At 38.4% G+C, this 22,106-nt stretch carries 23 protein-coding genes and 2 other annotated features; all 23 genes read left to right on the top strand.

Translation table 11 applies throughout. The features are described 5' to 3' along the window. Window positions 1–81: 81 nt before the first annotated feature. Complete coding sequence (locus BM260_RS13570; protein WP_093537888.1) at window positions 82–1,170, top strand: PIN/TRAM domain-containing protein; 1,089 nt, start codon at window positions 82–84, stop codon at window positions 1,168–1,170. A 66-nt stretch (window positions 1,171–1,236) separates the two neighbouring features. Further along, a complete protein-coding gene (ispD, locus tag BM260_RS13565) occupies window positions 1,237–1,929 on the top strand; it encodes a 2-C-methyl-D-erythritol 4-phosphate cytidylyltransferase (protein WP_093537887.1) in 693 nt (230 codons plus the stop codon). 1 nt (window position 1,930) lies between these two features. After that, window positions 1,931–2,410: a 2-C-methyl-D-erythritol 2,4-cyclodiphosphate synthase gene (gene ispF, locus BM260_RS13560; RefSeq protein ID WP_093537886.1), complete on the top strand. Its 480-nt coding sequence runs from the start codon at window positions 1,931–1,933 to the stop codon at window positions 2,408–2,410. Between the two features lie 127 nt (window positions 2,411–2,537). Further along, the gene (gltX, locus tag BM260_RS13555; protein ID WP_093537885.1) at window positions 2,538–4,001 is read left to right on the top strand and encodes a glutamate--tRNA ligase; all 1,464 of its coding nucleotides are present in this window, start codon (window positions 2,538–2,540) and stop codon (window positions 3,999–4,001) included. Window positions 4,002–4,060: 59 nt separating this feature from the next. Continuing rightward, window positions 4,061–4,278: a binding site (T-box leader), on the top strand. 53 nt (window positions 4,279–4,331) lie between these two features. Further along, complete coding sequence (cysE, locus tag BM260_RS13550; RefSeq protein ID WP_093537884.1) at window positions 4,332–5,003, top strand: serine O-acetyltransferase; 672 nt, start codon at window positions 4,332–4,334, stop codon at window positions 5,001–5,003. Next, window positions 4,984–6,384, top strand: coding sequence for a cysteine--tRNA ligase (gene cysS / locus BM260_RS13545; protein ID WP_093537883.1), 1,401 nt, complete (start codon window positions 4,984–4,986; stop codon window positions 6,382–6,384). The genes cysE and cysS overlap by 20 nt, the downstream gene beginning before the upstream one ends. A 4-nt stretch (window positions 6,385–6,388) precedes the next feature. Continuing rightward, on the top strand, window positions 6,389–6,808 hold the full coding sequence (locus tag BM260_RS13540) for a Mini-ribonuclease 3 (protein WP_093537882.1): 420 nt from the start codon (window positions 6,389–6,391) through the stop codon (window positions 6,806–6,808). After that, complete coding sequence (gene rlmB, locus BM260_RS13535; RefSeq protein WP_093537881.1) at window positions 6,809–7,579, top strand: 23S rRNA (guanosine(2251)-2'-O)-methyltransferase RlmB; 771 nt, start codon at window positions 6,809–6,811, stop codon at window positions 7,577–7,579. It abuts the gene before it with no gap. 4 nt (window positions 7,580–7,583) lie between these two features. After that, entirely contained in the window at window positions 7,584–8,093 is a 510-nt protein-coding gene (locus tag BM260_RS13530) for an NYN domain-containing protein (RefSeq protein ID WP_093537880.1), read from the top strand. 68 nt (window positions 8,094–8,161) lie between these two features. After that, window positions 8,162–8,803, top strand: coding sequence for an RNA polymerase sporulation sigma factor SigH (sigH, locus tag BM260_RS13525; RefSeq protein WP_407691716.1), 642 nt, complete (start codon window positions 8,162–8,164; stop codon window positions 8,801–8,803). 21 nt (window positions 8,804–8,824) lie between these two features. Further along, entirely contained in the window at window positions 8,825–9,025 is a 201-nt protein-coding gene (rpmG, locus tag BM260_RS13520) for a 50S ribosomal protein L33 (protein WP_407691715.1), read from the top strand. A 41-nt stretch (window positions 9,026–9,066) separates the two neighbouring features. Beyond that, window positions 9,067–9,252, top strand: a complete 186-nt coding sequence (gene secE, locus BM260_RS13515; protein ID WP_093537879.1) for a preprotein translocase subunit SecE — start codon at window positions 9,067–9,069, stop codon at window positions 9,250–9,252. A 101-nt stretch (window positions 9,253–9,353) separates the two neighbouring features. Then, window positions 9,354–9,887, top strand: a complete 534-nt coding sequence (gene nusG, locus BM260_RS13510; protein WP_093537878.1) for a transcription termination/antitermination protein NusG — start codon at window positions 9,354–9,356, stop codon at window positions 9,885–9,887. Between the two features lie 171 nt (window positions 9,888–10,058). Further along, window positions 10,059–10,484, top strand: a complete 426-nt coding sequence (gene rplK, locus BM260_RS13505) for a 50S ribosomal protein L11 (RefSeq protein ID WP_139176005.1) — start codon at window positions 10,059–10,061, stop codon at window positions 10,482–10,484. A gap of 128 nt (window positions 10,485–10,612) precedes the next feature. Continuing rightward, window positions 10,613–11,305: a 50S ribosomal protein L1 gene (rplA, locus tag BM260_RS13500; RefSeq protein WP_093537877.1), complete on the top strand. Its 693-nt coding sequence runs from the start codon at window positions 10,613–10,615 to the stop codon at window positions 11,303–11,305. Between the two features lie 42 nt (window positions 11,306–11,347). After that, window positions 11,348–11,491, top strand: a sequence feature (ribosomal protein L10 leader region). Between the two features lie 32 nt (window positions 11,492–11,523). Further along, entirely contained in the window at window positions 11,524–12,024 is a 501-nt protein-coding gene (gene rplJ, locus BM260_RS13495) for a 50S ribosomal protein L10 (protein ID WP_093537876.1), read from the top strand. A 70-nt stretch (window positions 12,025–12,094) separates the two neighbouring features. Further along, the gene (gene rplL / locus BM260_RS13490) at window positions 12,095–12,457 is read left to right on the top strand and encodes a 50S ribosomal protein L7/L12 (RefSeq protein WP_093537875.1); all 363 of its coding nucleotides are present in this window, start codon (window positions 12,095–12,097) and stop codon (window positions 12,455–12,457) included. 77 nt (window positions 12,458–12,534) lie between these two features. Continuing rightward, window positions 12,535–13,155 carry a class I SAM-dependent methyltransferase gene (locus BM260_RS13485; protein WP_093537874.1) on the top strand — a complete coding sequence of 207 codons (621 nt, stop codon included), beginning with the start codon at window positions 12,535–12,537 and terminating at the stop codon, window positions 13,153–13,155. A gap of 219 nt (window positions 13,156–13,374) precedes the next feature. Further along, window positions 13,375–16,929 carry a DNA-directed RNA polymerase subunit beta gene (rpoB, locus tag BM260_RS13480; RefSeq protein ID WP_093537873.1) on the top strand — a complete coding sequence of 1,185 codons (3,555 nt, stop codon included), beginning with the start codon at window positions 13,375–13,377 and terminating at the stop codon, window positions 16,927–16,929. 138 nt (window positions 16,930–17,067) lie between these two features. Then, window positions 17,068–20,667, top strand: coding sequence for a DNA-directed RNA polymerase subunit beta' (gene rpoC / locus BM260_RS13475; RefSeq protein ID WP_093537872.1), 3,600 nt, complete (start codon window positions 17,068–17,070; stop codon window positions 20,665–20,667). Window positions 20,668–20,802: 135 nt separating this feature from the next. Further along, a complete protein-coding gene (locus BM260_RS13470) occupies window positions 20,803–21,051 on the top strand; it encodes a ribosomal L7Ae/L30e/S12e/Gadd45 family protein (RefSeq protein WP_093537871.1) in 249 nt (82 codons plus the stop codon). A gap of 98 nt (window positions 21,052–21,149) precedes the next feature. Beyond that, a complete protein-coding gene (gene rpsL / locus BM260_RS13465; protein ID WP_093537870.1) occupies window positions 21,150–21,572 on the top strand; it encodes a 30S ribosomal protein S12 in 423 nt (140 codons plus the stop codon). A gap of 41 nt (window positions 21,573–21,613) precedes the next feature. Beyond that, window positions 21,614–22,084 (top strand): 30S ribosomal protein S7, encoded by a 471-nt coding sequence (gene rpsG / locus BM260_RS13460; protein ID WP_093537869.1) that lies wholly within the window; start codon window positions 21,614–21,616, stop codon window positions 22,082–22,084. Window positions 22,085–22,106 lie beyond the last annotated feature (22 nt).

Below are 22,106 nucleotides of genomic sequence, written 5' to 3'. Positions count from 1 at the left end.
AATAGAGTGGGCAACTGCGCTTGTCTGATTAGACTTATTGGGAAAGATGCAAGTATAATGAAATTAATGGAGGTGGCATGCTTGTTAAAATGGATTATCCAAATTGCTTTTGTTTTAATTGGTGGAACATTGGGGTTACTATTCTTACCGCACTTATATGAGCTTTTTAATTTATCTAACAACCCTTGGATTCACAATCCGTATGTATCTGTTTTAGTAGGAGCAATTTTGTTGTACGTGGCTGCATTGTTTATGACCGACTACTTGATTAATTTTATCAAATGGATGGAAGAACGGTTATTAAAAGCGCCAATTGGAGATTTGTTATTCGGAACGCTCGGACTAGTTATTGGTTTAATTGTTGCCTTTTTCCTAGGTTCTGCACTTAATAATATTGCTATACCAGGAATTGGATCAGTAGTACCCGTGCTGTTATCGATTGTGTTAGGTTACTTAGGTTTCCAAGTCGGTTTTAAAAAGCGCGATGAACTTCTTCAAGTTTTCACTCCTTCTAAGCAAAGTACTAGCAAGAAGAAAACTATGGACGACGATACCCAAGAATTGAGTTTAGGAACTTATAAGTTGCTAGATACTAGTGTTATTATTGACGGTCGCATTGCAGATATATCGGTAACTGGATTTATCGAAGGTGTTCTAGTCGTTCCTCAATTTGTTTTGACGGAGTTACAGCATATTGCGGATTCTTCGGATACGCTTAAACGAACTAGAGGTCGTCGTGGTTTAGATGTATTAAAAAAACTTCAAACAGAACGATCTTCTGCTGTATTAATCGTGGAAGAGGATTTTGAAGATATACAAGAGGTAGATTTGAAATTAGTTCGTCTAGCTAAAAAGATGAATGGAATTGTTGTAACGAATGATTTCAATTTAAATAAGGTTTGTGACCTGCATCAAGTAAGAGTTTTAAATATTAATGACTTGGCAAATGCAGTGAAACCTGTTGTTATTCCCGGGGAAATAATGCATGTTGTCGTTATTAAAGATGGAAAAGAACACAATCAGGGCGTTGCATACCTAGATGATGGAACGATGATTGTTGTAGAAGGCGGTAAAGCATACATTGGACAGGCTATAAATGTAGAAGTGACAAGTGTGCTTCAAACGTCGGCTGGTCGAATGATATTTGCGAAACCACAAGACTCGAAATAACGAAGAAGGGTTGTTTCCTTTGCAAAAGGAATACGCCCTTTTTCTATGTAACGGAGGTCCAATAATATGAAATATACTGTTTTATTGCCAGCTGCGGGTAGTGGGAAGCGAATGGGTGCTGGTCAAAATAAATTGTTTTTAGAGCTACGTAATATTCCTATTTTGATACACACTTTACGCGTTTTTGAAAGAGATCCTAATTGTGAGCGAATAGTATTAGCCGTAAAGAAAGAGGAAAAGGCTTTTATTGAACAGCTTCTAAAAGAGCATTGTATTACAAAGGTTTCCGACATCGCAGAAGGTGGAGAAGAGCGCCAGCATAGTGTATATGCTGCATTAAAAGTTAGCTCATCTAAAGGAATCATCCTTGTTCATGATGCGGCAAGACCATTTATTCATCAGCAAGTGATACAACAATTAGTGGAAAAGGCAAACACGTCTGGAGCAGCAGTTGCAGCTGTTCGGGCAAAAGATACGATGAAAAAAGTAGAAAATGGTATAATTCAAGAAACGGTCGATCGAGAGAGCTTATGGATTATTCAAACGCCTCAAGCTTTTCGGTATACAATATTAGAAAAAGCGGAAAGATTAGCTGAGAAGGATAATTTTCTTGGGACGGATGAAGCAATGCTCGTAGAAAGATTAGGAGAGCGTGTTCATATTGTTGAAAGTACCTATGATAATGTCAAGATGACAACGAGTGAAGATCTTCTATACGGAGAAGCAATATTAAATAAGCGAGAGCAGGAGGAATATTAATATGATGAGAATTGGACAAGGATTCGATGTACATGAATTTGCGGATAATCGTCCGTTAATAATAGGAGGAATTGATATTCCTTATGAACGAGGACTAATTGGTCACTCAGATGCAGACGTATTACTACATACAATTACTGATGCTGCTTTAGGTGCAATAGGAGAAGGAGATATCGGCAAACATTTTCCGGATACAGATCCAGACTTTAAAGACGCAGATTCAGCCAAGCTACTAGAACATATTTGGAAACTAGTAGACGCTCGTGGGTATAAGTTAGGAAATATCGATTGTACAATAATTGCACAAAAGCCAAAAATGGCACCACATATCGAAACAATTCGTGCGCGTGTAGCTGAGTTGCTTCAAGCAGATGTTTCTCAGGTAAATGTGAAAGCTACAACAACCGAGAAACTTGGATTTACAGGACGTGAAGAAGGAATAGCATCGATGGCAACAATATTACTTCTGAAAAAGGACTAACTTTAATAAACGTATAACCAGTGGTAGAATGGATTAAGTTAAAGTCATTGTTAGTTGCCTTATACTTTAAATAAGTGCAACTGCACCAAGGCTAATTTGATGGAAAGAAAACTAGGAGGATACACTTATGACACAAGAAGTTCGCGTACGTTACGCACCCAGTCCAACAGGATTTTTACATATAGGAGGAGCGCGTACAGCATTATTTAACTATTTATATGCACGTCACCATAACGGGAAATTCATCGTTCGTATAGAAGATACGGATATTGAGCGTAATGTAGAGGGTGGCGAGTTATCTCAACTTGAAAACTTAAAATGGTTAGGAATCGAATATGACGAATCCATAGATATTGGTGGACCTTATGCACCTTACCGCCAAATGGAGCGTTTAGATATATATAAAAAGCATGCAGAAGAAATGTTAGAAAAAGGCCATGCGTATAAATGTTTCTGTTCATCAGAGGAACTAGAAGCAGAACGTGAAATACAAAAAGAAAAAGGTATTGCAGCTCCAATGTACAATGGTAAATGCCGTCATTTATCAGCAGAAGAAGTGCAAGCAAAAGAAGAAGCAGGACAAGCTTACACGATTCGTATGCGTGTACCGGGAAATGTAACTTATACCTTTGAAGATTTAGTTCGTGGAGAGGTTACTTTTGAATCTAAAGATGTTGGTGACTGGGTATTAGTGAAAGCAAACGGAATTCCAACTTATAACTATGCTGTAGTATTAGATGATCACTTTATGGAAATCTCTCATGTATTCCGCGGGGAAGAACATTTATCGAACACACCAAAACAATTGATGGTTTTTGATGCGTTCGGATGGGCATATCCTAAGTATGGTCATATGACGTTAATCATCAATGAAAACCGTAAAAAGCTTTCAAAACGTGACGAGTCAATCATCCAATTTGTTACACAGTACAAAGATCTAGGGTATTTACCAGAAGCAATGTTTAACTTCTTTGCCCTATTAGGATGGTCTCCTGAAGGGGAGGATGAAATCTTCACTAAAGAAGAATTCATTAAAAACTTTGATGTATCACGTCTTTCTAAATCACCATCAATGTTCGACAAACAAAAACTTACTTGGATGAACAACCAATATATTAAACAGTTGCCATTAGAAAAAGTAGTTGAGTTAGCATTGCCACATTTACAAAAAGCAGAATTGCTATCAACTGAATTATCAGAAGAAGAACTTACGTGGGCAACAAAACTTATTGCACTTTACCATGATCAAATGAGTTTTGGAGCGGAGATTGTTGAATTATCATCACTATTCTTTGATCACGACATTGCATATACTGAAGAAGCGACGGAAGTATTGGCCGGAGAACAGGTTCCTGAAGTAATGGCTGCATTTAAAGTACAGCTAGAGGGCTTAGAGACATTTGAACCAGCGGAGATTAAAGCTGCTATTAAAGCGGTACAAAAGGAAACTGGACATAAAGGGAAAAATCTTTTCATGCCAATTCGTGTAGTAACAACTGGTCAAATGCACGGTCCTGAACTAGCTGATGCAATCAGTCTAATTGGTAAAGAAATAGTAATCGCTCGTGTTGCCAAATTTGCAAAACAATAAGATTGACTTTCCTCTACCAAGGTGTGAAAATGGTGTTACAAATTCGAAAGCAAAATGAATAGCAAGCGAAGACGAGGAGAAGTAAGTAACGCACGTTCTTTAGAGAGGACCATCACCGGCTGAAAGTGGTCTGAGCTTATGAGTTACTGAAATGCACCTTAGAGCGTCATGCCGAACTTTTAAGTAGGCTGAACGTATCATCTGCGTTAAAGATGCTAAGTGGGAAAATTTTTTCTGTTTTCCAATCAGAGTGGAACCACGCTATTGCGTCTCTGTCTATATTTATAGACAGGGACTTTTTTTATGGAGTAAATGAAAGGAGGTAATCATGTGTTCGAACGAATGAAAGAAGATATTGCGGTAGTATTTGAACAGGATCCAGCAGCACATAGCAAGTTAGAAGTTATTTTAACTTATGCAGGTCTACATGCAATTTGGAGTCACCGAGTTGCACATGCCTTATTTAAAAAGAAATTCTTTTTCTTAGCACGCGCCATATCACAAATTAGTAGATTTTTTACAGGAATCGAAATTCACCCAGGGGCGACAATTGGGCGACGCTTTTTTATCGATCATGGCTCGGGGGTGGTCATTGGAGAAACCTGTGAAATTGGAGATGATTGCACGATCTACCAAGGCGTCACACTAGGTGGTACCGGAAAAGAAAAGGGAAAGAGACATCCTACTCTTCATAATAATGTGCTAGTCGCTACTGGAGCAAAAGTATTAGGATCTATTATCATTGGTGAAAATAGTAAGGTCGGGGCAGGTTCTGTTGTACTAAAAGATGTACCTACTAACTCTACTGTTGTTGGGATCCCAGGTGTAGTCGTAATTCAAGATGGTATAAAAGTGAAGCGAAATTTAGATCATCAGGACCTACCAGATCCATTTATGGACCATTGTAAACAAATGGAAAACAAAATAGAGAAGCTCCAAAAAGAAATTGACCAATTGAAGAAAGAAAAGAGGGAAAATAGTCATGACAATCCAAATTTTTAATACGCTAAAACGTGAAAAAGAACCGTTTATACCGCTTGAAGAAGGCAAAGTTAAGATGTATGTATGTGGACCAACTGTTTACAATTATATTCATATTGGGAATGCGCGGCCTGTAATCGTCTATGATACGGTAAGGAAGTATTTACAATACCGTGGATATGAAGTGACATATGTTTCAAACTTCACAGATGTAGATGATAAAATTATTAAAGCGGCCAATGAACTGGGAGAAGAAGTCTCAGAGCTCACGGAACGTTTTATCGACGCTTATTTTGCGGATGTTGAGGCATTGGGCTGCAATCGAGCAGATTCACATCCACGAGTTACAGATCATATGGATCAAATTATTGAATTTATTAAAGTATTAGAGGAAAAAGACTATGCATATGAATCGCATGGAGATGTCTATTATCGTACGAGAAAATTTGTTGGATACGGTAAACTTTCTCATCAATCGGTAGACGATTTAAAAGTCGGAGCTAGAATTGAAACGGGTGTCAAAAAAGAGGATGCACTAGATTTCGCACTTTGGAAAGCAGCAAAACCAGGAGAAATCTATTGGGAAAGTCCTTGGGGGAAAGGTCGTCCAGGATGGCATATAGAATGCTCTGTCATGGCCCGAGAAATACTGGGAGACACGATTGATATTCATGCGGGTGGGCAAGACTTAACTTTTCCACATCATGAAAATGAAATTGCACAGTCCGAGGCGAGAACCGGTAAGACATTTGCGAGATATTGGATGCATAATGGGTATATAAATATAGACAATGAAAAAATGTCGAAATCACTCGGCAACTTTGTATTGGTAAATGATATTCGTCAGCAAATAGATCCACAAGTATTACGTCTTTTCATGCTGAGTGTTCACTATCGAAATCCCATTAATTATTCAAAAGAATTAGTGGAGCAAGCGGAGGCAGGTTTGGATCGAATACGGACAGCTTATGATAACTTAGTTCACAGATTAAGTACCACTGCAAATTTAGGGGATCATGATGACATTTGGTTACAAAAAATTGCAGATGTAAAAGTACAGTTTGAAACAGCTATGGATGATGACTTTAATACAGCGAATGGTATTGCGGCTATTTTCGAATTGTCGAAACTTGCGAATACGTATTTACTAGAAAAACAAACATCTGAAATTGTATTAAAACAATTTATCTTAGTTATGGATGATTTGAATGCTGTTCTGGGATTAACGTTTGCGAAGGAAAAGGAAGTACTGGATGAAGAAATTGATGCATTGATTGAAGAACGCAATCAAGCTAGGAAAGACCGTAACTTTGCTCGTGCCGATGAAATTAGAGATCAATTAAAAGAGTTAAATATTATTTTGGAAGATACTGCACAGGGTATCCGATGGAAAAGAGGATAAACTGGTGGAAAATTTAAAACCATCCGATGTAAAACAACTAAATTCCTTAGCACTTGCCTATATGGGTGATGCTGTTTTCGAACAAGTCGTTCGAGAACACCTCATCCTTTCTGGACGAGTCAGACCGAATATCTTGCACAAAGAAGCTACTAGATATGTGTCAGCTAAAGCGCAAGCAACGTTAGTAAGAGAAATGATGGAAAAGGACTTTTTATCGGAAGATGAACAAGCTGTCCTACGAAGAGGTCGTAATGCAAAGTCTGGTTCAGTTCCCAAAAATACAGATGTTATTACTTATCATCACAGTACAGCGTTTGAAGCAGTAATCGGTAGTCTATACTTGAGTGGACAAACAGAGCGTTTGCAAGAAGTACTGGATTTCTCTATTAACTTTATAGATGAACAGAAAGGGGCGAAAAAATAAATGACAGAGATAAACGATCAAAGTGAACAAACTGGAGAACTTATTGCAGGGAAAAATCCTGTAGTAGAAGCACTACGAGCAGGTAGAGATATGAACAAAGTTTGGCTTGCAGAAGGCATTCAAAAAAGTGGGGTAACAGAAATTATTCAATTAGCAAGAGATGCTGGAATAATTGTACAGTTCGTACCTAAAAAAAAGCTGGATAACTTAACAGATGCAAATCACCAGGGAATAGTTGCTTCAGTTGCCGCATACCGTTATGCGGAATTAGATGATTTGTTTGACCTAGCAGCTAGCAAACAAGAGGATCCTCTTTTTATTATTTTAGATGAAATTGAGGATCCTCATAATCTTGGTTCTATCATGCGGACGGCAGATGCTGTTGGAGCCCACGGAATTATTATTCCGAAAAGAAGAGCGGTTGGACTTACAGCGGTAGTTGCAAAAGCGTCTACAGGAGCTATTGAGCATATTCCAGTTTACCGAGCGGTTAATTTGGCACAAACGGTAGATGAACTAAAAGAGCGTGGGGTTTGGATTGCGGGCACTGATGCGGCAAAGTCTACTGATTATCGAAATATGGATGCTACCCTTCCCTTGGCACTCATTATCGGTAGTGAAGGTAAAGGTATGAGTCGACTGTTAAAAGAAAAGTGCGATTTTCTTTACTATTTGCCAATGGTCGGTCATGTGACGAGTCTTAATGCTTCGGTAGCGACCTCTGTGTTGTTATACGAAATATGGCGCGTCAGAAATCCCTTAAAAGGCTAACAAGATGCAAATTTTACTTGTCGATGGATATAATATCATCGGCGCATGGAGCGAGTTAAGAAAGTTAAAAGAAGTGAAATTACTAGAAGCTAGAGACCGCTTGATCGAGCTAATGGCAGAATACAAAGCATATACAGGTACCCGAGTCATTGTAGTTTTTGATGCACACTTGGTGCCTGGTATTGAAAATAAAAAGAAACAATATAACGTAGAAGTTATTTATACGAGAAAAAACGAAATTGCAGATGAGCGTATTGAAAAGTTAACGAAAGAATTGAGTGGTAGAAGAGTCCAGATTTACGTAGCTACATCTGATCTGACTGAGCAAAGGGTCATATTTGGCCAAGGGGCCCTTAGAAAGTCAGCTAGAGAATTAGAAATTGAGATGTTGTCGATTTCCTCCAAAATAACAAAAAAAGTGAAAACTATTCAGGATGACAAACCCGCTTCTAATATCCCATTAACAGCAGAAGTTGCGGAAATTTTCGAAAAATGGCGAAGAGGAATGAAATGATTCATTGACGCTATAAATTTCCTTCCTGTATACTTGGAATAATATTCTTGTTAGCTGAGGTGACTTCATTGGAAAAGACAGAGCAGAATCTACAATTAGATAGTTTACTAGATGAAGAGCTTGTAGAGATGGTACATCAAGGAAACACTGAAGCGCTAGACTTTTTAATAACAAAATATCGTTCCTTCGTCCGCATGAAGGGAAGGTCATACTTTTTAATAGGGGCCGATAAAGAAGATATCCTCCAGGAAGGTATGATTGGGTTGTATAAGGCAATCCGAGATTTTAAAGAGGAGAAACTTGCTTCTTTTCGGGCATTTGCCGAACTATGTATCACCCGCCAAATAATAACTGCTATTAAGACAGCCACTCGACAAAAACATATTCCGCTAAATTCTTATGTATCATTGGATAAGCCTATTTATGATGAGGAATCTGATCGAACATTGATGGATATGATTGCTGGTTCAGTTGTAGATGATCCGGAGGAATTAATCATTAATCGAGAAGACTTCGATTATATGGAAGGCAAGATGGCAGAAATACTTAGTGAATTAGAACAACAAGTACTTACTTTATACTTGGACGGTCAATCTTATCAAGAAATTTCTGAAGAATTGAATCGTCATGTTAAGTCGATTGACAATGCATTACAACGAGTGAAGCGTAAACTAGAACGTTATATGGAGATTGATAGTAATTACGCTTAATTGGTATTTTGTTGACATGGTATGTGTAAGATGATAATCTTGAAAAAGACTTATATGCTTAAAAAAGGTGATAATATGGCAAAAAAGACTGTCTTAAGCTGTGTCCAATGTGGCAATCGTAATTATACGATTCCTTTATCTAAAGAAAATGTAATCCGAGTTGAACGGAAAAAGTATTGTGCACATTGCAATGCGCATACGCTTCACAAACAAACGTTATGAATAGAAAATAAGATAGATTTTTTGTGTGGGGGTTTAGCTAAATGGCTAATGTTGGTGGGTTTTTCAAAAATGTAATGAGTGAAATGAGAAAAGTAAGTTGGCCTAAACGTAAAGAGCTTTCTAAATACACTGTTATTGTGCTTGCTACTGTAGTAGCGGCGGCTGTATTTTTTGCTGTGGTAGACTTAGGTATCTCTGAATTGTTCCGTTGGTATTTAGCGTTATAATAACTAGTATGTAAATATTTGAAAATAGCCCGTCTACTAAACGAACGGGTTTTTTCATTTGTCTTGAGAAAAGGAGGGGACGGACGATCAGTCCTGACACTATGGAAAAAAATTGGTATGTGGTTCATACGTACTCTGGTTATGAAAACAAAGTAAAAGCGAACTTAGAAAAACGAGTAGAAACAATGGGTATGTCGGATAAGATATTCCGAGTATATATCCCTGAACAAGAAGAAACAGACTTTAAAGATGGTAAAAAGCGTGTAGTTGTAAGAAAAACTTTTCCTGGATATGTTTTTGTAGAACTTATAATGACAGATGATGCTTGGTATGTAGTTAGAAATACGCCGGGTGTAACTGGATTCCTTGGTTCTTCAGGTGGCGGAACAAAACCAACACCTTTAGCTCCGGAAGAAGTTCAATCTATGTTGAAACAAATGGGTGACGCTGATCGCGTAGTAGAAGTAGACTTCACGGTTGGAGAATTGGTAGAAGTATTAGAAGGACCGTTTGCGCACTTCCAAGGCAAGGTAGAAGTGATTGATCTAGATAAAGGCAAAGTAACTGTGTCTGTAGACATGTTTGGTCGCGAAACTAATATGGAACTAGACTTCGAACAAGTTATTAAAATATAATTTTCGTTTCCACTTGCTAAAGGTGGAAAAGAATGATATCATTTCAAAGGTCAGACTGAAAATAAGTCTGTATTAATTTTTCTAATGTTATCAGCGCAGAGCTGAGAGACAGATATTTGAGTGGGAGGGGCAACCCAATTACCACATCACGGACTTAAGGAGGTGTGTCTCGTGGCTAAAAAAGTGATTAAAGTTGTTAAATTACAAATTCCTGCTGGTAAAGCAAATCCAGCACCGCCGGTTGGTCCAGCATTGGGTCAAGCAGGTGTTAACATCATGGGATTCTGTAAGGAGTTCAACGCACGTACTGCTGATCAAGCAGGTCTAATCATTCCGGTTGAAATTTCTGTATTTGAAGATCGTTCATTTACTTTCATTACAAAAACTCCGCCGGCAGCAGTGTTACTTAAAGTAGCAGCAGGTATTCAATCTGGATCAGGTGAACCAAACCGCGTAAAAGTGGCGACAGTGAAACGTGAAAAAGTTCGCGAAATTGCAGAACAAAAAATGCCAGATTTAAACGCAGCATCTGTTGAAGCAGCTATGTTAATGGTTGAAGGTACTGCACGTAGCATGGGTATTACGATCGAAGACTAATACTTGATGTGCATTTTGATATGACGCATTGTTTTTTGGGAGGTTGTAGTTGTTCATAAAGGATAACTACAACCTTTACACGTGGGAGGTTTATTCCGCTAAAACCACTATCAAGGAGGACATTTATAATGGCTAACAAAGGTAAAAAATTACAAGAAGCAGTTAAATTAGTAGAAGCTTCAAAATTATATTCAGCTAAAGAAGCTGTTGAGCTTGCGAAAAAAACAAGCACAGTTAACTTTGATGCAACTGTAGAAGTTGCTTTCCGTTTAGGAATCGATACTCGTAAAAATGACCAACAAATCCGTGGAGCAGTAGTACTTCCAAACGGAACTGGTAAAACTCAACGTGTATTAGTATTCGCTAAAGGCGAAAAGCTTAAAGAAGCAGAAGCTGCTGGAGCAGACTATGTAGGCGATACTGAGTATATTAACAAAATCCAACAAGGATGGTTTGACTTCGATGTAATCGTTGCTACACCTGACATGATGGGTGAAGTTGGTAAAATCGGTCGTGTACTTGGACCAAAAGGTTTAATGCCAAACCCTAAAACTGGTACAGTTACATTTGATGTAACTAAAGCTATCGAAGAGATTAAAGCTGGTAAAGTAGAATACCGTGCTGACAAAGCAGGGATTATTCACGCTCCTATCGGTAAAGTTTCTTTTGAAGACGATAAATTAGTAGAAAACTTCTTAGCTGTATTTGAAGTAGTTCAAAAAGCTAAGCCAGCAGCATCTAAAGGTGTTTATATGAAGTCTGTGAATATCACGACTACTATGGGACCAGCTGTAAAAGTTGACGCTCAATCAATCAAATAATAGTTGACGTTCAAAAGATTATCTGTTAAGATGACTTTTGTTGTTAAATATACGTTTGTACCGAAGACAGTAGGGGCGATAGATCGCTTAATTTCCTACCGAGGACAAGTAAATTCAGATTCTTTTTAGATGATGACTTTCTGCCTCTGTGTCTATTCGTAGAACAGAGGCTTTTCTTTTGTCGGTATAAATGGCCAATTCTTATAGGAGGTGCCAAGATGAACAAAGCAATCGAAACGAAAAAAGTAAAAGTTCAAGAAATTGCAGAGAAGTTTAAAGCTGCTGCTTCCGTAGTAGTTGTTGACTACCGCGGTTTGAACGTGTCACAAGTAACAGAATTACGTAAACAACTTCGTGAAGCAGGTGTGGAATTCAAAGTTTACAAAAACTCACTTACACGCCGTGCAACTGAAATTGCTGGAGTTGATGGGATTAACGAAAGTCTTGTTGGTCCAAACGCAGTAGCATTTTCTAACGATGACGTAATTGCACCAGCTAAAATCATTAATGATTTTGCTAAAAAGAATGAACAACTTGAAATTAAAGTTGGGATTATCGAAGGAACTGTAGCATCTGCTGAAGATGTGAAAGCATTAGCGGAACTTCCATCACGCGAAGGACTACTTTCTATGCTTCTTTCAGTACTTCAAGCTCCAATGCGCAACTTTGCGCTTGCAACAAAAGCTGTTGCAGAACAAAAAGAAGAACAAGGCGCATAATTTATTACGCGGCTTAATAACTACAAAAGGGCTTACAGCCTAAAATTACCTATAATAGGAGGAAAATAAAATGAATAACGAACAAATCTTAGAAGCTATCAAATCAATGACAGTTCTTGAATTAAACGACTTAGTAAAAGCAATTGAAGAAGAATTCGGTGTTACTGCTGCTGCTCCAATGGCAATGGCTGCTGGTGGCGGAGCTGCTGCTGCTGAAGAAAAAACTGAGTTTGATGTACTTCTTACATCTGCTGGAGATCAAAAAATTAAAGTAATCAAAGTGGTTCGTGAAATCACTGGTTTAGGATTAAAAGAAGCTAAAGAATTAGTTGACAATGCTCCTAAAGCACTTAAAGAAGGCATTTCTAAAGACGAAGCAGAAGCTTTCAAAACACAACTTGAAGAAGTTGGCGCAGGCGTAGAAGTTAAGTAATTTTTGTACAGTTCGAAGAAAAAAGCTCGTCTGCAAACGACGGGCTTTTCTTCGTATGTATTATGGAGGGTGATTTGGTGTCTGATCATTATTACTCTAGGAAACCTCAAACGGAAAGCAAACCACGCCATTGGAATTTCACATTGCTTGGGCATAATTTTCGATTTGAAACAGATGCAGGTGTATTTAGTAAGAGCGAAGTAGATTTTGGCTCCCGTGTATTAATCGATGCTTTTGAAGCTCCAGATCTAGAAGGTCCAATTTTAGATATAGGTTGTGGATATGGCCCGATAGGTCTTTCTATTGCAAAAGCAAATGAGAGAAGAACAGTTCATTTGGTAGATGTTAACACACGTGCAATCCAACTTGCAGAAAAAAATGCTGCTGCTAACGGGATACAAAATGTACGAATCTATGAAAGTGATGGATTGTCAGCGGTTGACACTGCGAACTTTGCGGCTATTATAACTAATCCACCGATTCGCGCTGGGAAAGAAACTATTTTTCGTTTCTATAATGAATCTTATGAAAAGTTAGTTTCAAAGGGAGAATTGTGGATTGTGATTCAAAAGAAACAAGGGGCACCATCAACTTTTAGTTATTTAGAAGAGATTTTTGGTCAAGTAGACCTTGTTGATAAGGCTAGAGGTTATTGGATTATCAAAGCTACAAAGATTGACTTGACAAAATCGCTATGATATTATAAGAAAATGCAAAATTATTATTTTGAGGACGTATGCCCTTTTGGCCCTTTTGAATGAGAAGTCATACAAATGGGTATACTGGCCGAGAAAAAGTTTGGTTAATCGAAAATGAGCTCTTGTTAAGAACTCGTTTTCTTTTTGTCTTTCGATATCATACACCAAAATGTTCATATCGAAAAGACCTAATATCGCTTTAATTGAGGGGTGAATGAGTTGACAGGTCAACTAGTTCAATACGGACAACACCGCCAGCGCAGAAGTTTTGCGCGTATTAGTGAGGTGCTAGAACTTCCGAATCTAATTGAAATTCAGACGGCATCTTATGAATGGTTCCTTGAGGAAGGTTTACGTGAAATGTTTAAGGATATTTCACCAATCGAGGACTTTACAGGCAATCTATCACTTGAATTTGTCGACTATAGTTTAAATGAACCGAAGTATTCGGTCGACGAATCCAAAGAACGTGACGCAACATACGCAGCACCACTTCGCGTAAAAGTACGTCTCCACAACAAAGAAACGGACGAAGTGAAAGAACAAGATGTCTTTATGGGTGATTTCCCACTAATGACTGAAACTGGAACTTTCGTTATTAACGGAGCTGAGCGCGTAATCGTATCTCAGTTAGTCCGCTCACCAAGTGTTTACTTCCATGATAAAACAGACAAAAATGGTAAAAAAGGTTTTGGATCAACAGTAATACCTAACCGTGGTGCTTGGTTAGAATACGAAATTGATGCAAAAGATGTAGTATACGTTCGTATTGATCGTACACGTAAATTACCTGTTACTGTTTTACTTCGCGCTTTAGGCTTTGGAACAGATCAAGAGATTATCGATTTAATTGGTGACAACGAATATTTACGTAACACGCTAGAAAAAGATAATACAGAAACGCCTGAAAAAGCGTTATTGGAAATCTATGAGCGTCTACGTCCTGGTGAACCACCAACTGTGGAAAGTGCAAAGAGCTTACTATACTCTCGCTTCTTTGACCCAAAACGCTATGATTTAGCGAACGTTGGTCGTTACAAAATGAATAAAAAATTGCATATTAAAAATCGCTTGTTTAACCAAACAATAGCGGAAACGCTAGTGGATCCGGAAACAGGAGAGATTTTAGTAGAAGCGGGTACATTAATTGATCGTCGTGTACTAGATCGCCTAATTCCTCATCTTGAAAATGGTATTGGCTTTAAAACATTATCTCAAGTAGGTGGTGTCTTAGAGGATGATATTACAATCCAATCGATTAAAATTTATGCGCCGAATGATGAAGAACAAAAAGAAGTTAACGTAATAAGTAACGCTTATGTAGAAACAGAAGTGAAAAATATTACGCCAGCTGACATTGTTTCATCAATTGGTTACTTCTTTAACCTGTTATTTAACGTTGGGAACACGGATGATATTGATCATCTAGGTAACCGTCGTTTACGTTCTGTAGGCGAGTTACTACAAAATCAGTTCCGTATTGGTCTTTCACGTATGGAACGTGTAGTACGTGAGCGTATGTCTATTAACGACACACAATCTATCGTCCCACAACAACTAATCAATATACGTCCAGTTATTGCATCTATTAAAGAATTCTTTGGTAGCTCGCAATTATCTCAGTTTATGGATCAAACAAACCCACTAGCTGAGTTGACACATAAACGTCGTCTATCGGCGCTTGGACCCGGTGGTTTAACACGTGAGCGTGCAGGATTTGAAGTACGTGACGTACATTACTCTCACTATGGTCGTATGTGTCCAATTGAAACGCCTGAGGGACCAAATATTGGACTTATAAACTCACTTTCCAGTTTTGCGAAAGTAAATAAGTTTGGATTTATAGAAACACCATATCGCCGTGTTGATCCTGAGACCGGCTTAGTTACATCACGAATCGACTATTTAACTGCGGATGAAGAGGATAACTATGTGGTAGCACAAGCAAACTCTCCATTATCTGAAGAAGGAGCATTCCTTAAAGAAGAAGTAGTAGGTCGTTTCCGTGGAGATAACACCGTATTTAGAAAAGAACAAATTGACTACATGGACGTTTCGCCGAAACAAGTTGTTTCTGCTGCGACAGCATGTATTCCGTTCTTGGAAAACGATGACTCCAACCGTGCTCTTATGGGAGCGAACATGCAGCGTCAAGCTGTTCCATTATTAAACCCAGAAGCTCCATTTGTTGGAACTGGTATGGAACATGTAAACGCTCGTGACTCAGGTGCTGCAGTTATTGCAAAATTCGATGGTATTGTTGAACACGTAGAGGCAAAAGAAATTCGTGTTAGACGTATCGAAGAAGTGGATGGCAAAGAAGTTAAAGGAGATTTAACATCTTATAAAGTTCATAAATTTGAGCGTTCAAATCACGGGACATCTATAAACCAACGTCCAATTGTAAAAATTGGTGATCGTGTTAAACCTCTGGATATTCTTGCAGATGGTCCTTCTATGGAACAAGGAGAGCTTGCTTTAGGACGTAATGTTCTAGTAGCTTTCATGACATGGGATGGATACAACTATGAAGATGCAGTAATTATGAGTGAACGTCTAGTGAAAGATGATGTATATACTTCAGTGCATATTGAAGAGTATGAATCAGAATCACGTGATACAAAGCTTGGGCCAGAAGAAATTACGAGAGATATTCCAAATGTCGGTGAAGACGCATTGCGTAACTTGGACGACCGTGGAATTATCCGTATTGGTGCAGAAGTTCGTGACGGAGACATTCTTGTTGGGAAAGTAACGCCTAAAGGTGTTACAGAACTAACAGCTGAAGAACGTTTACTGCACGCAATTTTCGGTGAAAAGGCTCGCGAAGTTCGAGATACATCCCTACGTGTTCCACATGGTGCTGGCGGGATTGTATTAGATGTAAAAGTATTTAATCGTGAAGATGGCGATGAGTTATCTCCAGGTGTTAACCAATTAGTTCGTGCTTATATCGTTCAAAAACGTAAAATCTCCGTTGGGGATAAAATGGCCGGACGTCATGGTAACAAAGGTGTTATCTCGCGTATTCTTCCTGAAGAAGATATGCCATTCCTTCCAGACGGCACACCAGTAGATATCATGTTAAATCCACTTGGGGTACCTTCTCGTATGAACATCGGGCAAGTACTAGAACTCCATTTAGGTATGGCTTCTAAATTACTTGGCGTTCATATGGCATCACCAGTATTTGATGGTGCTAACGAAGAAGACGTTTGGAACACAATGGAAGAAGCTGGACTTAATCGTGACGGTAAAACTATCCTGTATGACGGGCGCTCAGGTGAACCATTTGATAACCGCGTATCTGTTGGGGTTATGTATATGATTAAACTTGCCCACATGGTAGATGATAAGTTACATGCACGTTCTACTGGACCTTATTCACTTGTTACGCAACAACCTCTAGGAGGAAAAGCGCAATTTGGTGGACAACGTTTCGGTGAAATGGAAGTATGGGCACTAGAAGCTTATGGTGCCGCTTATACGTTACAAGAAATTTTAACAGTTAAATCCGATGACGTTGTTGGACGTGTGAAAACATATGAAGCAATCGTTAAAGGGGAGAGTGTACCAGAACCAGGAGTTCCTGAATCATTCAAAGTATTGATAAAAGAGCTACAAAGTCTAGGTATGGATGTTAAAATGCTTACAATTGACGAAGAAGAAATTGAGCTTCGCGATTTAGATGAAGATGATGACATTCCAGCAGCTGATGCACTTGGTATACTACCGATTGCAACAGAAGAGGAACCAGTTAGTACAGTAGAATAAAAAAGCGTAATTGCGCATAGATAGCATAATAAAAACCGGACAGGTGATGCCTGTCCGTGTTTCCGTATAAAATTGCATAATGCAGAGCTACTTGGAAAAGTCTTTTAAAAGACACAAGACTAAAGGGAGGTAGGCTCCTTGATAGACGTTAATAATTTTGAGTATATGAAAATTGGTTTAGCTTCACCTGATAAAATCCGTTCATGGTCTTATGGAGAAGTAAAAAAACCTGAAACAATTAACTATCGTACATTAAAACCTGAAAAAGACGGTTTGTTCTGTGAACGTATTTTTGGTCCTACAAAAGACTGGGAATGTCATTGCGGAAAATATAAACGCGTTCGTTATAAAGGTGTTGTATGTGATCGTTGTGGAGTAGAAGTAACACGTTCAAAAGTACGTCGTGAGCGTATGGGTCACATCGAACTAGCTGCTCCTGTGTCACATATTTGGTATTTCAAAGGGATTCCAAGTCGTATGGGTCTACTTTTGGATATGTCTCCAAGATCACTAGAAGAAGTAATTTACTTTGCTTCTTACGTAGTAATAGAACCAGCAGACACGCCTCTTGAAAAGAAACAATTGCTTTCAGAAAAAGAGTACCGTGCATATCGCGATAAGTTTGGTACTAAATTCCAAGCTGCAATGGGTGCTGAAGCTATCAAGCGTTTACTTACTGAAATTGATTTAGAAAGTGAAACAGAGCATTTAAAAGAAGAGTTGAAAACAGCTCAAGGTCAACGTCGTACACGTGCGATTAAACGTTTAGAAGTTGTAGAATCTTTCCGTAACTCAGGAAACAAACCTGACTGGATGATTTTAGATGTTCTACCAGTAATTCCTCCAGAATTACGTCCGATGGTTCAATTAGATGGTGGACGCTTTGCTACATCAGATTTAAATGATTTATATCGTCGTGTTATTAACCGTAATAACCGTTTAAAACGTCTATTAGATCTTGGCGCTCCTAATATTATTGTTCAAAATGAGAAGCGTATGTTACAAGAAGCTGTAGATGCATTGATTGATAATGGTCGTCGTGGCCGTCCAGTAACTGGACCAGGTAACCGTCCATTAAAATCACTTTCACATATGTTAAAAGGGAAGCAAGGTCGTTTCCGTCAAAATCTACTAGGTAAACGTGTTGACTACTCTGGTCGTTCGGTTATCGTAGTAGGACCAAACTTGAAAATGTATCAATGTGGACTTCCAAAAGAAATGGCGATTGAATTATTCAAACCATTTGTGATGAAAGAACTTGTTGAACGTGGTTTAGCCCACAACATTAAGAGTGCAAAACGTAAAATTGAACGTATGCATGCTGAAGTATGGGATGTATTAGAAGATGTTATTAGAGAGCATCCGGTGCTACTTAACCGTGCCCCTACTCTTCACCGTCTTGGTATTCAAGCTTTTGAACCAACATTAGTAGAAGGACGCGCAATTCGCCTTCATCCTCTAGTATGTACAGCATATAATGCTGACTTTGATGGTGACCAAATGGCTGTTCACGTACCTTTATCTGCTGAAGCGCAAGCTGAAGCTCGTTTACTAATGCTAGCAGCACAAAACATTTTGAACCCGAAAGATGGTAAACCAGTTGTTACACCATCTCAAGATATGGTTTTAGGAAACTATTACTTAACACTTGAGCGTAAAGGTGCAATGGGCCAAGGTACAACGTTCTACGGGCCAGAAGAAGTGCTTATTGCTTATAATACTGGTCATGTGCATTTGCATACACGTATTGCAATATCAGCAGCATCTGTAAAAAATCAAACATTTACAGAAGAACAAAACAAGATGCTATTGTTAACGACTGTAGGTAAAGTAATTTTCAATGAAATACTTCCAGCAACGTTCCCATACATTAATGAACCGACAGATTTCAATCTACAAATTGAAACTCCGGAGAAATATTTTGTTCCAACAATTACAGATGTTAAAAAGCATATCGAGTCTATGGAACTTGTAGAGCCATTCAAGAAGAAAATTCTTGGAAATATCATCGCAGAAGTATTTAAACGTTTCCATATTACAGAAACGTCGAAAATGCTTGATCGCATGAAAGCCCTAGGATTTAAATACTCTACTAAAGCTGGTATTACAATTGGTATTTCTGATATCGTAGTACTTCCAGATAAAGGTGAAATTCTTGAAGAAGCACAAAGTAAAGTAGATAAAGTTATCAAGCAATTCCGTCGTGGTCTAATCACGGAAGAAGAGCGTTATGCAAGTGTTATTGGACATTGGAGTAAAGCAAAAGAAGTTATTCAAGATAGACTGATGAAAACACTAGATCATATGAACCCAATCTACATGATGAGTGACTCAGGTGCCCGTGGTAATGCATCTAACTTTACTCAACTTGCAGGTATGCGTGGACTTATGGCCAATCCGGCCGGTCGTATTATTGAACTTCCGATCAAGTCATCATTCCGTGAAGGTTTAACAGTACTTGAATACTTCATCTCTACACATGGTGCTCGTAAAGGTCTTGCCGATACAGCTCTTAAAACTGCCGATTCAGGTTACTTAACTCGTCGTCTAGTAGACGTTGCACAAGATGTTATTGTACGTGAAGAAGATTGTGGAACGGACCGCGGATTATTAATTGGTTCACTTATGGAAGGTACGGAAGTTATTGAAGAGTTTGGCGAACGTATTGTCGGTCGTCATACGAAGAAAACAATTTTCCATCCAACTACAAATGAACTGATTCTAGAAAAAGACGGGTTAATCACACAAGACGTCGCTCGTGTTATTGAAGAAGCAGGTATTAATGAGTTAACAATTCGCTCAGCATTTACTTGTAATACAAAACATGGTGTTTGTAAAAAATGTTACGGCTTAAACTTAGCTACAGGTGACACAGTTGAAGTAGGAGAAGCAGTTGGTATTATAGCAGCTCAATCAATTGGTGAACCAGGTACTCAGTTAACAATGCGTACATTCCATACAGGTGGGGTTGCAGGAGACGATATTACTCAAGGTCTTCCGCGTATCCAAGAAATTTTTGAAGCACGTAATCCTAAAGGGCAAGCTGTTATATCTGAAATCTCAGGAACTGTTACTGAAATTGATGAAATTAGAGAAGGCCAAAAAGAAATTACAATACAAGGGAATGTAGAAACTCGTAAATATTTGGCACCATACAATGCTCGTTTAAAAGTACAACTAAACGATACAATGCATCGTGGTCAAGTTTTAACAGAAGGTTCTATAGATCCTAAAGAATTGTTGAGAGTTAAAGATGTTTCAACTGTTCAAGAGTACTTATTAAAAGAAGTACAAAAAGTTTACCGTATGCAAGGGGTAGAAATCGGTGATAAACACATCGAAGTTATGGTACGCCAAATGCTTCGTAAAGTACGTGTGATTGAAGCTGGGGAAACAGACCTACTTCCAGGATCACTACTAGATATCCATCAATTTGCTGAAGCGAACAAAGAAGCAGTTTTACAAGGTAAAATCCCTGCAACTTGTCGTCCAGTTATCCTTGGTATTACTAAAGCTTCACTTGAAACAGAATCATTCTTATCTGCAGCATCGTTCCAAGAAACGACTCGTGTCTTAACAGACGCAGCGATTAAAGGGAAACGTGATGAATTATTAGGCTTGAAAGAAAACGTAATTATCGGTAAACTAGTTCCAGCTGGTACAGGTATGCAACGTTATCGCCAAATTAAAATTACGGACAACGAAGCAGATTCTGGAAAAGAGTTAGTTACAGAGTAAAACAATTGAATGTTAGGGAGAAGAAGTTTTATTTCTCCCTAATATTTTATAATTACTGTTGACACATTTTTCAATGAGTGATAATATATTTAAGGTTGATAGTTATTTGACTTGTACCCTTTGGAGGATATGCAAATGTCTTATGAAAAAGTGAAACAAGCGAAAGAAACAATCATAGGTACAAAGCAAGCAGTAAAAGCAATGAAAAAAGGGCTTGTCAAAGAAGTTTATATTGCACTAGATATAGAAGAGAGAATCATTGAACTAGCAAGAACAACAGCACAAGAAAACAATGTTTCAATTAACTATGTTGAGTCTAAAGTAGATCTTGGTAAGGCTTGTGGACTGCGCTTAGCGGCGTCAGTAGTAGCTATTACTGTGTAACAGTTTTTGTGTAAATCACAAAGACTTTGTTTTTACCCAAAAAATGAACCACCTGGATGTGTGGTATTAACAAGAACAAATGAAGGGAGGAATAATCGATGCCTACAATTAACCAATTAGTACGTAAGCCTCGTCAATCCAAAATCACGAAATCAAAGTCTCCTGCACTAGGGAAAGGTTATAACAGCTTCAAAAAGGCTGGTACTAACTTAAACTCTCCACAAAAACGTGGGGTTTGTACTCGTGTTGGTACTATGACGCCGAAAAAACCTAACTCAGCACTTCGTAAATATGCGCGTGTACGTTTAACTAATACGTTAGAGGTTACTGCTTATATTCCAGGAGAAGGACACAACCTACAAGAACATAGTGTTGTACTTATCCGCGGAGGAAAAGTAAAAGATTTACCAGGAGTACGTTACCATATCGTACGTGGTGCTCTTGATACAGCTGGTGTTACTGGTCGTATGCAAAGTCGTTCACTTTATGGCGCTAAACGCCCTAAAGCAGCAAAAAAATAATATAATTAATAATTTGACATTCGTCGAAAGGAGGAAAACACATGCCTCGTAAAGGTCCTGTTTCCAAACGTGACGTGTTACCAGATCCAATTTACAATTCAAAACTAGTAACTCGTTTAATCAATAAATTGATGGTTGATGGTAAAAGAGGTACTTCTCAAAAAATTCTATACGGAGCGTTTGAACTTGTAAAAGAACGTTCTGGTAAAGATCCATTAGAAGTATTTGAAGCTGCCCTAAACAATGTAATGCCAGTTCTAGAAGTTCGTGCTCGCCGTGTTGGTGGTGCTAACTATCAAGTACCAGTTGAAGTACGTCCTGATCGTCGTTCAACACTAGGTCTTCGTTACTTAGTAAACTATTCACGTCTTCGTGGAGAAAAAACGATGGAAGAACGTTTAGCTAACGAAATTCTTGATGCATCTAACAATACTGGTTCATCAGTTAAAAAACGTGAAGATATACACAAAATGGCTGAAGCTAACAAAGCATTCGCTCACTACCGTTGGTAGAATCTTTTTTAACATTATTATA

It is taken from the genome of Psychrobacillus psychrotolerans, assembly GCF_900115805.1.
Taxonomy (GTDB): Bacteria; Bacillota; Bacilli; order Bacillales_A; family Planococcaceae; genus Psychrobacillus; species Psychrobacillus psychrotolerans.
Note: the sequence above shows the minus strand (reverse complement) of the source record. Positions and strands in the feature narration are given on the sequence as shown.

Excerpts from the sequence above, each read along its gene's own strand:
- ispD (WP_093537887.1), top strand. The coding sequence starts at position 1,237 with ATGAAATATACTGTTTTATTGCCAGCTGCGGGTAGTGGGAAGCGAATG.
- ispF (WP_093537886.1), top strand. The coding sequence starts at position 1,931 with ATGATGAGAATTGGACAAGGATTCGATGTACATGAATTTGCGGATAAT.
- gltX (WP_093537885.1), top strand. The coding sequence starts at position 2,538 with ATGACACAAGAAGTTCGCGTACGTTACGCACCCAGTCCAACAGGATTT.
- cysS (WP_093537883.1), top strand. The coding sequence starts at position 4,984 with ATGACAATCCAAATTTTTAATACGCTAAAACGTGAAAAAGAACCGTTT.
- rlmB (WP_093537881.1), top strand. The coding sequence starts at position 6,809 with ATGACAGAGATAAACGATCAAAGTGAACAAACTGGAGAACTTATTGCA.
- BM260_RS13530 (WP_093537880.1), top strand. The coding sequence starts at position 7,584 with ATGCAAATTTTACTTGTCGATGGATATAATATCATCGGCGCATGGAGC.
- rpmG (WP_407691715.1), top strand. The coding sequence starts at position 8,825 with ATGTGTAAGATGATAATCTTGAAAAAGACTTATATGCTTAAAAAAGGT.
- secE (WP_093537879.1), top strand. The coding sequence starts at position 9,067 with ATGGCTAATGTTGGTGGGTTTTTCAAAAATGTAATGAGTGAAATGAGA.
- nusG (WP_093537878.1), top strand. The coding sequence starts at position 9,354 with ATGGAAAAAAATTGGTATGTGGTTCATACGTACTCTGGTTATGAAAAC.
- rplA (WP_093537877.1), top strand. The coding sequence starts at position 10,613 with ATGGCTAACAAAGGTAAAAAATTACAAGAAGCAGTTAAATTAGTAGAA.
- rplJ (WP_093537876.1), top strand. The coding sequence starts at position 11,524 with ATGAACAAAGCAATCGAAACGAAAAAAGTAAAAGTTCAAGAAATTGCA.
- rplL (WP_093537875.1), top strand. The coding sequence starts at position 12,095 with ATGAATAACGAACAAATCTTAGAAGCTATCAAATCAATGACAGTTCTT.
- BM260_RS13470 (WP_093537871.1), top strand. The coding sequence starts at position 20,803 with ATGTCTTATGAAAAAGTGAAACAAGCGAAAGAAACAATCATAGGTACA.
- rpsL (WP_093537870.1), top strand. The coding sequence starts at position 21,150 with ATGCCTACAATTAACCAATTAGTACGTAAGCCTCGTCAATCCAAAATC.
- rpsG (WP_093537869.1), top strand. The coding sequence starts at position 21,614 with ATGCCTCGTAAAGGTCCTGTTTCCAAACGTGACGTGTTACCAGATCCA.